We start from the raw sequence: 13,734 nt of genomic DNA, 5'->3' as shown, positions 1-13,734 counted from the left end.
TGCTGGTGACAGGGTTTTTTTTGATGCAACAATAAACTAAGTCTATGCAACAATAGACCACGTTTTTGGCGGAATACACCAAGATACGGTCCTGGCTGACGCCTATTTTTGGTGTGTCGTTTTCGGGGTGAAATGCCCACGTTGACAGGGATGACGCTTACGATTTCTCCGCACTTTTCCTCTTCAGACCACTCATGAAACCCAGAAAGAGTCCGTTTGCCGACGTACACGCCAGCCCGAAAGACGTCAACGAATCGGCCCTCAAATGCCTGCGTAAACTGGCACGCCACCATGGCAAAGTTGTCTCGCTGGTAACGTTGCGTATGCAAGTAGTTGCCCAAAACGAAGCTATAACACTGAATGACGTAGCCAGAATAGCCGAGTCAATTGGATTTCGGGCGCACTCGGTTAGCATCAACCTGGCAGAACTTGGGAGAACAATTGCCCTGCCTTGCGTTGTCAAGTGGAACGGGCACGGGTTTGTGGTTGTCTCGGCCATCGTTCAGAACCAACTGGCAATTGGTACCGATCAGGATTCGGTGACGGTTTCGGCCAGCGAATTCTGCAAGAACTGGCTACCGTCCCACGCCAATCAGGGTGTGGTTTTGGTCCTCGAACCCACTACGGCATTTTTTCAGGAAACGACCTCCATTGCCGACCAGAAGCCGCAGGGGTTGCGCTCACTGTGGGATTACCTCCGCAAATATCCCCGCCTGATGTGGCAATTGACCCTGGGCATGTTAGTGGGTACGGCGCTGAAACTGACAATGCCTTTCCTGACTCAATCCATTGTTGATGTGGGGGTTATGAATAACAACCTCAATTTTATCTATATTTTTCTGGCCGCTCAGCTCATGCTGATGCTGGGTCGAAATTCGTTAGAAGCCATTCGGGGCTGGCTGCTGCTCTACGTTAGCTCGCGGGTGGGTATTTCGTTGCTGGCCGATCTGGTGGCCAAAGTCATGCGTCTGCCGGTTAGCTATTTTAATGAGAAAGTCGTGGGCGAAGTGATGCAGCGGGTGGAAGACCAGAAACGCATTGAAACGTTTCTCTCCACCCAACTTACGGGCATCGTTTTTTCCCTGGTGAATCTGGTCGTTTACACCTTTATTTTTATCCTCTACGACCGCACCATCTTCGCTATTTTCTTCGGGGCTACGTTGCTGTATCTGGCCTGGATTAAACTCTTTATGCAGAAACGCCGGGACTATGATTTTGGGCGTGCCCAAATGGCCGGGCAGGAGCAAAACAAATTAGTGCAGTTGGTGCAGGGTATGTCGGACATAAAATTAGCCAATGCCGAACTGCTCAAACGCTGGGATTGGGAGCACATTCGTACCCGGCTGTTTAAGCAAAACATGAAGTTGCTCAAAATTTCGCAGGTGCAGCAAATTGGTGGACTGATCATCAACGATACGAAAAACCTGCTCATTACGTGTTTGTCGGCCAAAGCTGTGCTCGATGGGCACCTGTCGCTGGGCGCCATGCTGGCGGTGCAGCAAATGCTGGGACAGACCAACAGCGCCACCGAACAGCTCTTCGCGTATTTCCAGCAAATTCAGGATGCCCGAATCAGCACAGAACGTATCAACGCCGTTCATCAGATGCCCGAAGAAGAGAATCAGGCAGGCGTAAAAACAGCTCAATTACCCGAAAATCAGCCCATTGTACTTAATGACGTTAGCTTTTCGTACCCCGGCGCTACGGCTGCCACGCTCCGGCATCTGAACCTATTCATACCAACGGGGAAAACAACGGCCATTGTGGGGTCGAGTGGAAGTGGCAAAACCACCCTGCTCAAGTTACTGATGAAGCACTACGTGCCCGACACCGGCGAGGTGCGGCTCGGCAAGGTCAATTTTATCAACATGTCGGCCCCCGCCTGGCGGAGTAAATGTGGCGTGGTGCTGTCGGATGGCGTCATTTTTTCGGATACTATTTTGAGCAACATCGCCCTGGGCGATAACGACCCCGACCTGGCCCGGGCACGGGCGGCCGCCAAAGTGGCCAATATCCACAAATGGGTCGAATCGACACCACTGGGTTTTCATACACCCATCGGGGGCGAATATGCCAACCTGAGCCAGGGCCAGAAACAACGCATCCTCATTGCCCGTGCTGTGTATAAGCATCCTGAGTTTCTGTTCTTTGATGAAGGAACCAGTGCCTTAGACCTTCAGAATCAGCAGATTGTGCTCGAAAATTTAAAGCAGTTTTTTGCCAATCGAACCGTGGTGGTGGTGGCCCATCGCCTGAGTACCATCCGCAATGCCGACCAGATTGTGGTCATTGAAGAAGGGCAAATTCTGGAAAAAGGGACGCACAACGAGCTTATTGCCCTGGGCGGACGCTATTTGGAATTGCTCACTTCCCAGTTAGAACTGGCAGCCTAACGCTCAATACCCCTAAATTTAAGTAACCACCGAATTGAATCTATTTGGTACCCTCGGTCTGTGTCCTCACAGACCGAGGGTATGAGAAGAAATAAGCTAAACACCTAAACTACCATGAAAAACTACACCGACACCCACATGAGCGACGAACTGCTCGACATTGTTAGTGAACCGCCTACCTGGATTATGCGGGGCGGGGCGGGCGTCATAACAGGTATTTTGGGCCTGTTTCTGCTCGGAACCTGGGTGATCAAATACCCGGAGGTCTTGACGGGCAACGCCGTAATAACCACCCGAATTCAGCCCATACGGGTAATGGCGCCAATGGGCGGACGGATGACCAGCCTGCTGGCGAAAGACGAAATGCTGGTGAAGAAGGGCGCTGTTCTGGCCGAAACCGAAAACACAACCCAGCTCCAGAATATCCCGGCCATCCGAAAATTGATTGCTCAAACAAGGGCTTTTTTAGCGAATCCACAACGCACTATTTTTTTTCCGGGTACGCAGTTCAGTTGGGGTGATTTACAGAATGACTTTAATGCAATCCGCCAGAACTACCTGGATGTCAAGCGACTTCAATCCGATAATTTACAGGCATACCGGATAAAGAACCGGCAACACCAGGCCGACGAACTTCGGCAGATGATTGCCGTAAACGAACACCAGAAACAACTCAACGAAGAGGCTTTCCAGAATACAGAGGAGCGGTTTCAGGGCGATGAGAAACTGTTTAAAGAAGGCGTATTTAGTAAGTTCGACTACCTCGCCAGCAAAAATAAACGCCTGGAAAAACAACGCGAACGCGAGGATTTTCAGAAGGAAATCCTGAGCAATCATTTGAAACTAAATGAGATAGAGCGGGAGGTACAGGAAATTGGATACGTCTGCACTGAGAAAAAACGACTTTGTTTAGATAACATCGAGCGAAGCCTCTACACCCTTGAAAACAGCCTGCGCCATTGGCAGCAAAATTACCTCATCACTGCCCCCGCCGATGGCAGGCTGGTGTTCCTGAAAAGCCTGACCGAAAATCAGTACCTCAAAGCCGCCGACACGCTATTCGCGCTGATGCCCGTTGACGAAACACTTATGGCCAGCGTAGAGATTCCCGTGCGGGGTATGGGCAAAGCCCGCGTCGGTCAGAAAGTGATCATCAAACTGGACGATTATCCCTATCAGGAGTTCGGGATGCTGGAAGGGAACGTCGTTAGCTTAGAACCTTCGCTGACCATACACACCTATCGGGTGATGGTCAGCTTGCCAAACGGACTGACGAGCACCTACCATCAGAAATTTAGATTTAAATCAGAAATGGCGGGGACGGCTCAAATCGTAACGACTGACCTGAGGCTGATCGAACACGCTTTTTATGGGCTTCGCAAACTGGTACTGTAACAGACTGGAGACAATTCTTGCTGTCTGCCGGTGAGAGCCTGATGCTACCCGGCCCGGCCATACCGGTGCGTTATGCCAGGCCAGTCTCCTGAATGGGCTGGCTCACTCGACCCGCTGAATGCCTTACCTGACCGGCAAATTTCGTCATCCAGTCCGATTTAGTTCCGGGGGTAGTTGGGGTGAGCCAATTTTGTCTCATCAACTTGCTGAACATGAAAAAAATACGCCTGATGAGGCTATCGAGTGGGCTGTTTTATCGGTGCCAACTACGCAGTAAACCCGCCCAAACCGGCGTTGGTCCGGTTCATCGGATTCCCGTTTTAACCCCGTAGCTTTACCATCTATGGACTCGTTTTCGGCTAACTTCCTCACGCTTAATCAGAAAATCCGGCTGGCGCTTAGCGTACTGATCATTTACTGGCCCATTCGGGTATCTGTCAATATTAACGCCTTAAACTGGGCTGTGCTGGGGCACAATCTACCGTTCTTACTGGTCGAAGGAGTGCTGACCTTTGGGTTTTTGCTGGGCTGGGTTTTTCTGATGGATGAATTGCAGGGGCGGCTGACGCAACGGTTTGGGCAGACCGACACGGGCGAACTTCGGTGGCCGACGCAGGTGTTCACGATAGTTGTGGCGGTCGGTTTAGCGCTGTTGTTCAATAACCTCTTCGGTCAGCTACACCGGCGTTCGGAGCGGAGGCTTGAGCGCGAGTTTCCTACGCTGGGGCGGGCGCCGGATAACCCGTTCGACGCCCGCCCGAACGATAGGGGGCAGCGCCGGCGCATGAACAACGGGCTAACTATTATGGCCCTGCTGTCGGCCTTTTATTTGACGGCCAACCGGCGTTCAACCCGGCGCATTCAGCAATTGCAGCTTCAGGCCGAACGCCTGGAGAAAGAAGCCGTGCAGGCTCAGTTCGATGCGCTGAAAAATCAGGTAAATCCGCATTTTCTCTTCAACAGCCTTAGTATTCTCTCCTCCTTAGTGGATACCGACGCCAAACTGGCGGGTCAGTTTATCAACCGCCTGTCCAAAGCGTACCGCTACATTCTGGAACAGCGCGACAACGAGCGGGTAAGCCTGCACACAGAACTCGACTTTATTGTAGCCTATACGTTTCTGCTCACCATTCGCTTCGAGGACAAACTCTTCGTCACCATTGAGGTACCCGAAGCCGCCCGCGCCCGCTACGCCATTGCCCCGCTGACGTTGCAGTTGCTGGTCGAGAACGCCGTTAAACACAACCGCCTGTCGGAAGAAGCACCGCTTCGGGTAAGCATTGCGCTGGAGGGCGATTATCTGCGGGTAGCCAACCCGATTCAGCCCCGCCCGGCCCAGGAAGCCTCGACGGGTATTGGGCTGCAAAACATCATCAACCGCTACCGCCTGCTGACGTCCCGGCCCGTCTGGGTTGGCGAGGACGACGGGGCTTTTGTTGTTAAACTTCCCTTACTTAATGGTGAACGAGCGAATGAATAGCGGTTGCCTGGTTTATTCATTCGCTCGTTCACCATTTCACTCATTAAAAAATGAACGTACTCATTATTGAAGACGAAAAACGCACCGCCCAGCGGCTGGAGAATCTGTTGACGCAGTATGATCCCACTATCCGGGTGCTGGCTCTACTGCCTTCGGTCGCCAAAACCCTCGCCTGGTTTGCCAACTCGACCCCTAACAAACCGGATTTGCTCCTGCTCGACATTCACCTTGAAGATGGGTCGGGCTTTCAACTCATCGAGCAGGCGAAACTTACGCTGCCCATTATTTTTACGACCGCTTATGACCAATATACCTTACAGGCGTTCAAGACCAATAGTATCGATTACCTGCTCAAACCCATCGACGCCGACGAACTGGCGCAGGCGTTAGACAAGTTCAAACGGATGCGCGGCTCAACTACACCAGCCCCGCTGCCCGACATGACCGCGCTGCTACAGGCGTTGAAAACGGCTCCGTCGCCCTACAAAGAACGCTTTATGGTGACTATTGGCACCAAAATCCGTAGCATCGAGACCGCCGAGATTGCTTATTTTTTTTATGAGGACAAATCGACCTGGCTGACCACCCGCGACGGGCAGCACGTTAGTCTCGAATACAGCTTAGATAAACTGACCACCCTACTCGACCCACAGCGATTTTTTCGCATCAACCGGGCGTTTTTGGTGGCCCTCGACGCCATTCGGACGATTCATATGTATTCGGGCAGTAAACTCAACGTGGAACTACACCCTAAGCCCCGCCTGGAAGTGTTCGTGAGTGGCGACCGGATTACGGATTTTAAGGAGTGGCTGGGCAAATGAGGGCATAACGGCGGGCAGAATGAATGGGCAGACGCGAAATTGACCGGCCTTAGCAGTCCACGCTAATGCGGGTCTGTCGACCATGTTTCATCTACGTTCGAATCTTATCCGAACCAGTTACAACGATCAGGCAATCCAGCGCGTATGGGCTGATAACTATAAAAACCGCTAAACCCACATGAAGGTGAAAAACAAGCGACAGTTCAGTGCAGTACTGGCCTCGTTTTGTGCGTTTATGGCCGTAGCCCTGACTGCCTGCACAAACCAAACGGATGGGATTACCCCCACTGGCTCCGCATCGGCCCCGGTGGCTACCCCCGCTTCGACTCCGGCCGACACAACCCGTCTGGCTCAGATTGCCCTGGGGAGAGCCTTATTCTGGGACCCGATTCTGTCGGGGGGCAAAGATGTGGCCTGTGCCACCTGCCACCATCCCAACAATGCGTATACCGATGGGCTGGACCTTTCCTTAGGAGAAAATGCCGTGGGCTATGGCAGCGCCCGCCGATTCATACTACCCAATGACAGGTCGTTTACAAAACGAAACTCCCCAACCGTTTTGAATACCGCCTACAATGGGATGGATGCCAACGGCCTGTTTAACCCGGCCACCGCGCCGATGTTCTGGGATTCCCGCACAACCAGTCTGGAACGTCAGGCACTTGGCCCGCTGGTTTCGTTCGAAGAAATGCGGGGCCATGCCTACTCAGAAGGAGTAGCGTTGGATAGTCTGGTTGCCCGCCTAACGGCCATTACCGACTACCAGTACTTATTTCAACAGGCTTTTGGCACGCAGCAACCCATTACAACCATGAACATCGGCAAAGCGCTGGCTGCCTTTGAGCGAACGCTGATTGCCATGAATGCGCCTTATGACCGTTACCAGAAAGGGGATAAAACGGCCATGACCGCGCTCCAGATTCAGGGTCTGCAAACGTTTACCAATGAAGGCTGTGCAAACTGTCATTCGGGGAACATGTTTTCCGATTATCAGCCACACGTGCTGTCGGTACCCGATAATGCGAAACTGGCCGTTTCGGATGCGGGCGTCAATGGGACCTATGGTTTCCGAACGCCCAGCCTGCGTAACATCGGCCTCACGGCCCCCTACATGCACAATGGCGTTTTCCGGACTCTGGATCAGGTGGTCGCCTTTTATGATCGAATTGGCGATGGAAATTCCCAGAATCCGCACGTGCCCAGACAACAGATAGACGCGAACGTGCGACGCATCAACCTGCGAAATAACGAACAGGCGCAGATCGTTGCCTTTCTGAATGCGCTAACCGATCCTGGCTTCGACAAAAGCATTCCGGCCAGTGTTCCCAGCAAACTGAACCCTGGAGGAGCCATTCATTGAGTTTATAGGGGTAACTCATGCTGGAGTTTTCAACCCAGGGCCTTCGCATGGGCAACCTATAAATTAAGGCTCAGGGAGATAGCTTGGGGGCGCAGAACCATTCGCTGGGTTAAACCGGGTATCCAACCGGGACTTTGGGGCATCTGCCCCGGTTGTTTTTCGAGCCTGGAGCGAAGTTGAGAACTTTGGGATAACCAAATAATCACCGGCTAATTTGCTCCTTCGCTATGAAAACGTCCCTTACGTTCCTGTTACTTTGCTGCCTGTCGGTGCCAGCCGTGGCTCATCGGGCACTCGGCCAGATTAGCGGGCGGGTGCTCGATGAGCAGCAGAAACCCGTTGAATTTGCTACGGTTGTACTGATAGCCGCGACGACCGATTCAGCCGTTGTTAAGGCCACGTATACGGATGCTGCGGGCGCGTTCGCCTTCGAATCCCTGGGCGCGGGCCGCTACCGGGTCAAAATTACCTCCGTTGGTTATCAGAACGCGGCTTCGCCCGTGCTGACGCTGACAGCCGGACAACCAACTATCGACGCGGGCGTTATCGGGCTGCAACCGCAGGTTAAACAAGTAGCCGAAGTGGTGGTGACAGGCCAGAAAGTCCTCATCGAACAGAAAATCGACCGCATGGTGCTGAACGTGGATGCCCTGCCTTCCAGCGCCGGGGCTACGGCCTTAGACATCCTCGAAAAATCGCCGGGTGTGACGGTTGATCCCAATGGGAACGTGAGTTTGAAAGGTAAAAAAGAAGTGATGATTATGCTCGATGACAAACTCACCTACCTGTCGGGCGATGAACTGGTGAACCTGTTGCGCTCGATGAACGCCAGCCAGTTGAACCAGATCGAGATCATGACCAATCCCTCGGCTAAATACGATGCGGCCGGTAATGCAGGCATTATCAACATCCGCACCAAAAAACAAACCATCCAGGGCTTCAACGGTACGCTGACGCTGGGTCTGGGTTCCTCACCTTATGTCAAGAGCAACGACGGACTAAACCTCAACTACCGCAAAGGGAACCTGAATACGTTTTTCAGCTATGGCTTCATCCAGAACAATGGGTATTTTAACATCGAAACCCAGCGTAATTTCATAGATGCCAGTGGCATGAAAACAGGCGGGTTAAACCAGTCGGCCAACCGCATCTACCGCAACCAGACCCATAATCTGAAGGTCGGCATGGATTACGTTGCCAGCCCGCGCACCACTTTGGGGTTCAGCCTGGCCGGTTTAGTTAATCCACAGCGTCCATCCGCTGAGACCACGACCCGCATCACCACCGGAGCAGGCCGAATTGACTCCACCCTGTTTACCCCCTCGTCGGGCAATGCGCTCTGGCGTAATGGAGCAGTCAACGTGAACGCCCGCCATGCCTTCGACGACAAGGGCCGTGAAATCAGTGCGTCGGCCGACTGGCTGAACTACAACGCCAGCAACACCCAGAACTTAGTGACCAACACCTACTTCTCAGATGGGTCACTGCTGAGTCAGATTCCGCTTCGGGGTGATATTCCGCTCACCATCAACATCTTCGCGGCCAAAGTGGATTATAGCCAGACGCTGGGTCAGTATAAAGTAGAAACCGGACTAAAAACGGCCATCAGCCGCACAAACAACCAGGCTAATTACTTCCTGACCATAAGCGGTGCCGAGCAACCCGACTATGGCCTGAGCAACCACTTCAACTACCACGAAAGCATCAACGCGGTATACGGCAACCTGAGCCGGCAGGTAGGTAAGTGGTACGGGCAATTGGGACTACGCTACGAGAACACGCAGTATACCGGCCATCAGCTTGGTAATCCCGAAAAACCCGATTCAGTGTTCGTGCGGCACTACAGCACCCTATTTCCGACGCTGTTTGTGAGGTACAAAACCGATGTGAAAAACCAGTTCGTGTTGTCGGTGGGTCGGCGTATCGACCGGCCCGCCTACCGGGATCTGAACCCGTTTTTGAGTATTATCGACCGCTATACGTACTCAACGGGTAACCCGTTTTTGCGGCCTCAGTTCACCAATAACTTCGAGCTGAGCCATACATACAACAATTTCCTGACCACGACACTCAACTACAGCCGCACGGACGGGTTTATGACCGAAACTCTGCAAAAACAGGACGACGTGATTATCCGCAGCGTAGGCAACATCGCCATCCGCGACAATGTGGGGCTTACCGTGACTATGCAGCTACCCCTTACCTCATTCTGGTCGGCCAATCTGTTCGCCAGCGGGGCCTTTACCGCTTTCAATGGCACCGTCGCCGACCTTCCGTTCCAGGCGTCGGCTTTGAGTGTAAACCTGAACCTGACTAACCAGTTCACGCTCGGTAATGGCTGGGGCGCTGAGGTATCGGGGTTTTATCACGGCCGCAACCGCGACGAAGGGCAGGCCGTTATTCGCTCTGTCAGCCAGATGTCGCTGGGGCTATCGAAACAACTCTGGAACAAAAAAGCCAGTGTGGTTTTCAACGTTCGTGACGTATTCCATACGCAGATTTCGCGGGAAATTCAGAACTTTCAGAATGTCGTTTCGACGGTCAGCTTCAGGCGGGACACGCGGGTGGCGAACGTCTCGTTCGTATACCGATTCGGGCAGGCTATCAACGGTGGTTCGGCCAAAGCCAGGACCAGTGCCGACGAGGAGAAAGAGCGCGTGCGGACGCAGTAGCCAGACCCCAAAAAATGAGATCTCACCCCTGTAAAACAGCATGTACGCGATGAAATCCCTGGCTTTTTATGGTATCGGCCTGTGCCTGCTTCCCACCATGCTGGTTGTTTAACCCCAGGCCGATGCGCTTTTGGTAACCCCCTCGTCCAATGCTGCACCAGCGCATGTGCCCATGGACTGTTCATCAGCCACCGGGCTGGCACGGGTAGTTTGTCTGGCCGATACCTACGGGGCTTACTCGGGTAGCGGCACCCTGAATCAGCCAAACGATTATGTGCGGCTGGACGGACCGAGTATCTGGATCGAGTATTCCGCACAGCCCAGCCGCGACTTTCCGGGTATGGTGCATCCGCATTCGGTCTGGCGCGACCGCCATACGGATTATGGGGGTAATTAACCGCGACCATTAAAAAATACCCCTCGTGCAACAATAAACGAAGTGATGGCACAATAGACGAAGTTTTTGGCACAATAGGCGAAGCTTTTCCGATGGGGAAACCTCAAACTTGTAGCAGCAAAACAAACTCACGTGGCTGCTATGAAATACGCCTGTCGGCTAAACGTCCTGCGCTTCCAGCGACGCCACCCCAGCCCCGTTCTGTATTGTGACCCATCGCTGGTCAGCCTGTTAGGGGCTTGCAGCCTCAGCCAGCGCCCCGATATGGAGCGGGGGCAGACCGGCACTATCCGGCTGGCCAAAACGCGCCATGCCCATCTCAATCACCACGACTGTGAGGCTCCTGACGGGGTCTGCGCCGAAACCGTGCGCTACCGGAGCAGAGCCACGCAGTTTGCTGAGGTCGACGAATACAAAGGCCGGTTTCTGGCCCGATACCGCTCCAGACTGCATAGTGAACTCATGGCCGAAGCCCAAATGCTATTGGGCAATGGAAACAAAAATCGGACACGTCCGCCCTGATTTGTCTTACACTGCTACAAACTATTAGTTCTCACAACCACCGCCGGGCGGTTTATGGCACGGCAATTTAAATTCTAAAAACAGCATGAAAACCGTAGGTATCATCGGTGGATCGGGCTTTATTGGCAGCCACATCACCAAAAAATTTCTGGCCGAAGGCTATTTCGTTAAAGTATCGGCTACCGACATTTCCCGGCAGGACAAATACGAGCACCTGTACAAGCTGGCCAACGCCGAAAATCTGACGGTCAGTCAGTTGGACGTAGCCAACGAAGCAAGTCTGAAAACGTTCATGGCGGATTGCGCCCTCGTGATTCACTGCGGTACACCGTTTCAGTTGGGTGTAGAGAATCCGCAGAAAGAGGTGTTTGACCCCACCATTCGGGGTACCGAAAATTTCCTGAACGTAGTGAGTCAAACGACGTCGGTCGAAAAAGTAGTGTTTGTGGCGTCGGTAGCCTCGTACAATACCCTTTTTCCGATGCCTGTTTCGGGCCAGCCCGCTAACCATCTGTATAGTGAAGCGGACGCGCCTTATCTTAATGCCGAAGCCATTCCGTACTGTCAGGCCAAGTATTATGCCGACCAGGCCGTTCGGACGTTCGTTGCGGCAAATCCAGACGCAGCGTTTGAGGTGGTGAGCGTATTTCCCACGCTGGTGGTGGGGCCTGCCTTGTCCGACCGGGCCGATTCTACATCCGTTGGCTTGCAGTATCTGTTCAAAAATAAACTCATGCCCGATGCATTTATCGAAATGCTTTTTGCCAACGATGTTGAGTTTGCGGTCGTGGCCGTTTCGGATGTGGCGGAGGCTATTTTTCTGGCAGCTACCACGCCGGGTCTGCATGGCAAAAACTACCTGCTTACGGGCGAAAGCTGGAAAGTGTCAGACATTTCCAGTATGCTCAACAAGGAAACCCCTGCCGGAACGGCCCGCACGGTGTATAGCAACGCATCGGCCACGCAGGAGTTGGGTATGCAGTTTCAGCCCGCCCAGGTACCCTTGCATGAGTACGCCGGTAGTTGATCGGCAACGCTATAGTACCAGAAAATCTACTTCACAGGCCAGCTTTACTTTCTGAAGAAAGGTATTAAATCGCCATTAATCAATAGGTCATAACTAAACTTAAGCTAATGAAAATCAGTCAATTTACCCAAATCTTCAACGCGTTTGCCGCCCTGCTCGTCTTTGCCGCCGGTTGTACTACTGCCTCAAAAGAGCGTGGCGAAACGTTCGATAAAGCCACGGTCAAAACAGAAATTGAAGCCGCCAATAGCGAATTTATGGACCTGGTGAGCAAAGGCGACTCGGTGGGGTTAGCCAACTCGTATGCCCTTGACGCGAAACTCATGGGGCCTAACGGACCGGCAATGACCGGCCGGAAAAGTATTCAGACCGGCATGGCGGGTATCATCAATTCAGGCATTGCAAAAGCCGATTTGAAGGTAGTCGACGTGTGGGGGGGCGGAGACATAGTGGCCGAAGAGGGCGAACTGACCCTTTTCGACAAAGCAGGTACGCAGTTGGACAAAGGAAAGTACATCGTTCTCTGGAAAAAGGAAGACGGCAAGTGGAAACTCTTCCGTGACCTCTTCAACTCAGATTTGCCCCTTCCATCCGCTAAATAAACCCAATGAAACCCAACCAATTCACTCAACTGCTAATTACGTTTAGCGCCCTGCTCGTGTTTGCCGTTAGCTGCAACACTGCCCCAACCCAGGCCGATAAGAAATCAACGGCTCAATCCGAGACACCGGAGTATTTCCAGCTACGGCCCGAGCTTGAAAAAAGTTACGGTTATTCCCACGCCGTTCGGATTGGCGACGACCTGAAAATATCGGGAGCCGTTAGCATGGACAGTGCCGGTAATTTGACGGCTAAAGGCGATTTGAAACAGCAAATGATAAACTGCTACGGTGACCTCGACAAGGTGCTGAAACACTACGGCTACTCCTGGGACGATGTGGTGGTCGAAAATATCCTGACGACGAATATGCCTGAATTTGAAAAGCAGTCGGCCTATCGGAACACCATCTACAAAAAGCAGTTTCCGACCGGTTCATGGTTCGGGGTAAAGGAGTTAGCTCTCCCCGGCCAGTTGATTGAGATTGAGCTGGAAGCCCATAAAGTTCACGAATAGCGCCTTAGCCCGGCAGGTACTATCAGTGAACTTTATTCCGGCGAAAGAGACGCTGGTCAACTGTAATTGATTCCCTGCTATTTCCAGAACGTGCGTGAAGCAGCCATCACGGTAAAAAACGGGCGGTTCCGAAAAGCCAGACGAGTAGGCAACCCTTTTACTAACCAATTCAATGATTAAGTTTTTGATCAAGGCATCCTATACCCCGGCGGGTGTGGCTGCCCTACACAAAGTGGGTGGTACCAACCGCAGGCAAGCTATCGAGACGATGGTTGCTGGCATGGGCGGCACCGTGAAGGCATTCTACTTCTCGGCTGGCGAATTAGACGCCTACGTGATTGTCGAACTGCCTGACTCGATAACGGCAGCAGCTATGACTCTGTCCATCAATGCATCGGGAATGGTGTCGATTACCAGTACGATGCTGCTCGACCCCGAAGAAATCGACAAGGCCGCCCAGATGCAGTTTGACTATCGGGCACCAGGTAAATGAACATGAGGCAGATGACCTCTTGAGTCGAACAAAGTGCGCTTTCCTCTTTTTTTACCTTAA

12 protein-coding genes are annotated in these 13,734 nt (G+C 52.8%); all 12 read left to right on the top strand.

The window, feature by feature from the left end:
- Positions 1–194 precede the first annotated feature (194 nt).
- The 12 genes from ACYVI1_RS02610 (at position 195) to ACYVI1_RS02555 (ending at position 13,674) form a co-directional block, all read left to right on the top strand.
- Positions 195–2,393 (top strand): peptidase domain-containing ABC transporter, encoded by a 2,199-nt coding sequence (locus ACYVI1_RS02610; RefSeq protein WP_460906394.1) that lies wholly within the window; start codon positions 195–197, stop codon positions 2,391–2,393.
- Positions 2,394–2,507: 114 nt separating this feature from the next.
- Positions 2,508–3,788, top strand: a complete 1,281-nt coding sequence (locus ACYVI1_RS02605; protein ID WP_460906392.1) for an HlyD family efflux transporter periplasmic adaptor subunit — start codon at positions 2,508–2,510, stop codon at positions 3,786–3,788.
- 343 nt (positions 3,789–4,131) lie between these two features.
- Complete coding sequence (locus ACYVI1_RS02600; protein WP_460906390.1) at positions 4,132–5,268, top strand: sensor histidine kinase; 1,137 nt, start codon at positions 4,132–4,134, stop codon at positions 5,266–5,268.
- Positions 5,269–5,318: 50 nt separating this feature from the next.
- Positions 5,319–6,089 (top strand): LytR/AlgR family response regulator transcription factor, encoded by a 771-nt coding sequence (locus tag ACYVI1_RS02595; protein ID WP_460906388.1) that lies wholly within the window; start codon positions 5,319–5,321, stop codon positions 6,087–6,089.
- Between the two features lie 178 nt (positions 6,090–6,267).
- Positions 6,268–7,449 (top strand): cytochrome-c peroxidase, encoded by a 1,182-nt coding sequence (locus ACYVI1_RS02590; RefSeq protein WP_460906386.1) that lies wholly within the window; start codon positions 6,268–6,270, stop codon positions 7,447–7,449.
- A gap of 227 nt (positions 7,450–7,676) precedes the next feature.
- Positions 7,677–10,121, top strand: a complete 2,445-nt coding sequence (locus ACYVI1_RS02585; RefSeq protein WP_460906384.1) for an outer membrane beta-barrel protein — start codon at positions 7,677–7,679, stop codon at positions 10,119–10,121.
- A 172-nt stretch (positions 10,122–10,293) separates the two neighbouring features.
- Positions 10,294–10,518, top strand: coding sequence for a DUF3500 domain-containing protein (locus tag ACYVI1_RS02580; protein ID WP_460906382.1), 225 nt, complete (start codon positions 10,294–10,296; stop codon positions 10,516–10,518).
- A gap of 141 nt (positions 10,519–10,659) precedes the next feature.
- Positions 10,660–11,040 (top strand): hypothetical protein, encoded by a 381-nt coding sequence (locus ACYVI1_RS02575; protein ID WP_460906380.1) that lies wholly within the window; start codon positions 10,660–10,662, stop codon positions 11,038–11,040.
- Between the two features lie 85 nt (positions 11,041–11,125).
- On the top strand, positions 11,126–12,067 hold the full coding sequence (locus tag ACYVI1_RS02570) for an NAD-dependent epimerase/dehydratase family protein (protein WP_460906378.1): 942 nt from the start codon (positions 11,126–11,128) through the stop codon (positions 12,065–12,067).
- A 107-nt stretch (positions 12,068–12,174) separates the two neighbouring features.
- Positions 12,175–12,669: a YybH family protein gene (locus ACYVI1_RS02565; RefSeq protein ID WP_460906376.1), complete on the top strand. Its 495-nt coding sequence runs from the start codon at positions 12,175–12,177 to the stop codon at positions 12,667–12,669.
- A 5-nt stretch (positions 12,670–12,674) separates the two neighbouring features.
- Positions 12,675–13,181 carry a RidA family protein gene (locus tag ACYVI1_RS02560; RefSeq protein ID WP_460906374.1) on the top strand — a complete coding sequence of 169 codons (507 nt, stop codon included), beginning with the start codon at positions 12,675–12,677 and terminating at the stop codon, positions 13,179–13,181.
- Between the two features lie 172 nt (positions 13,182–13,353).
- Entirely contained in the window at positions 13,354–13,674 is a 321-nt protein-coding gene (locus tag ACYVI1_RS02555) for a GYD domain-containing protein (RefSeq protein ID WP_460906372.1), read from the top strand.
- Positions 13,675–13,734: the final 60 nt, after the last annotated feature.

The organism is Spirosoma areae, from assembly GCF_054781775.1.
The sequence above is the reverse complement of the archived record's forward strand: the minus strand, read 5'-3'. Positions and strand labels throughout refer to the sequence as shown.

What these genes read in the sequence shown, in the direction of transcription:
- ACYVI1_RS02610 (WP_460906394.1), top strand. Translation starts at nt 195, where the DNA reads ATGAAACCCAGAAAGAGTCCGTTTGCCGACGTACACGCCAGCCCGAAA.
- ACYVI1_RS02605 (WP_460906392.1), top strand. Translation starts at nt 2,508, where the DNA reads ATGAAAAACTACACCGACACCCACATGAGCGACGAACTGCTCGACATT.
- ACYVI1_RS02600 (WP_460906390.1), top strand. Translation starts at nt 4,132, where the DNA reads ATGGACTCGTTTTCGGCTAACTTCCTCACGCTTAATCAGAAAATCCGG.
- ACYVI1_RS02595 (WP_460906388.1), top strand. Translation starts at nt 5,319, where the DNA reads ATGAACGTACTCATTATTGAAGACGAAAAACGCACCGCCCAGCGGCTG.
- ACYVI1_RS02590 (WP_460906386.1), top strand. Translation starts at nt 6,268, where the DNA reads ATGAAGGTGAAAAACAAGCGACAGTTCAGTGCAGTACTGGCCTCGTTT.
- ACYVI1_RS02585 (WP_460906384.1), top strand. Translation starts at nt 7,677, where the DNA reads ATGAAAACGTCCCTTACGTTCCTGTTACTTTGCTGCCTGTCGGTGCCA.
- ACYVI1_RS02580 (WP_460906382.1), top strand. Translation starts at nt 10,294, where the DNA reads ATGGACTGTTCATCAGCCACCGGGCTGGCACGGGTAGTTTGTCTGGCC.
- ACYVI1_RS02575 (WP_460906380.1), top strand. Translation starts at nt 10,660, where the DNA reads ATGAAATACGCCTGTCGGCTAAACGTCCTGCGCTTCCAGCGACGCCAC.
- ACYVI1_RS02570 (WP_460906378.1), top strand. Translation starts at nt 11,126, where the DNA reads ATGAAAACCGTAGGTATCATCGGTGGATCGGGCTTTATTGGCAGCCAC.
- ACYVI1_RS02565 (WP_460906376.1), top strand. Translation starts at nt 12,175, where the DNA reads ATGAAAATCAGTCAATTTACCCAAATCTTCAACGCGTTTGCCGCCCTG.
- ACYVI1_RS02560 (WP_460906374.1), top strand. Translation starts at nt 12,675, where the DNA reads ATGAAACCCAACCAATTCACTCAACTGCTAATTACGTTTAGCGCCCTG.
- ACYVI1_RS02555 (WP_460906372.1), top strand. Translation starts at nt 13,354, where the DNA reads ATGATTAAGTTTTTGATCAAGGCATCCTATACCCCGGCGGGTGTGGCT.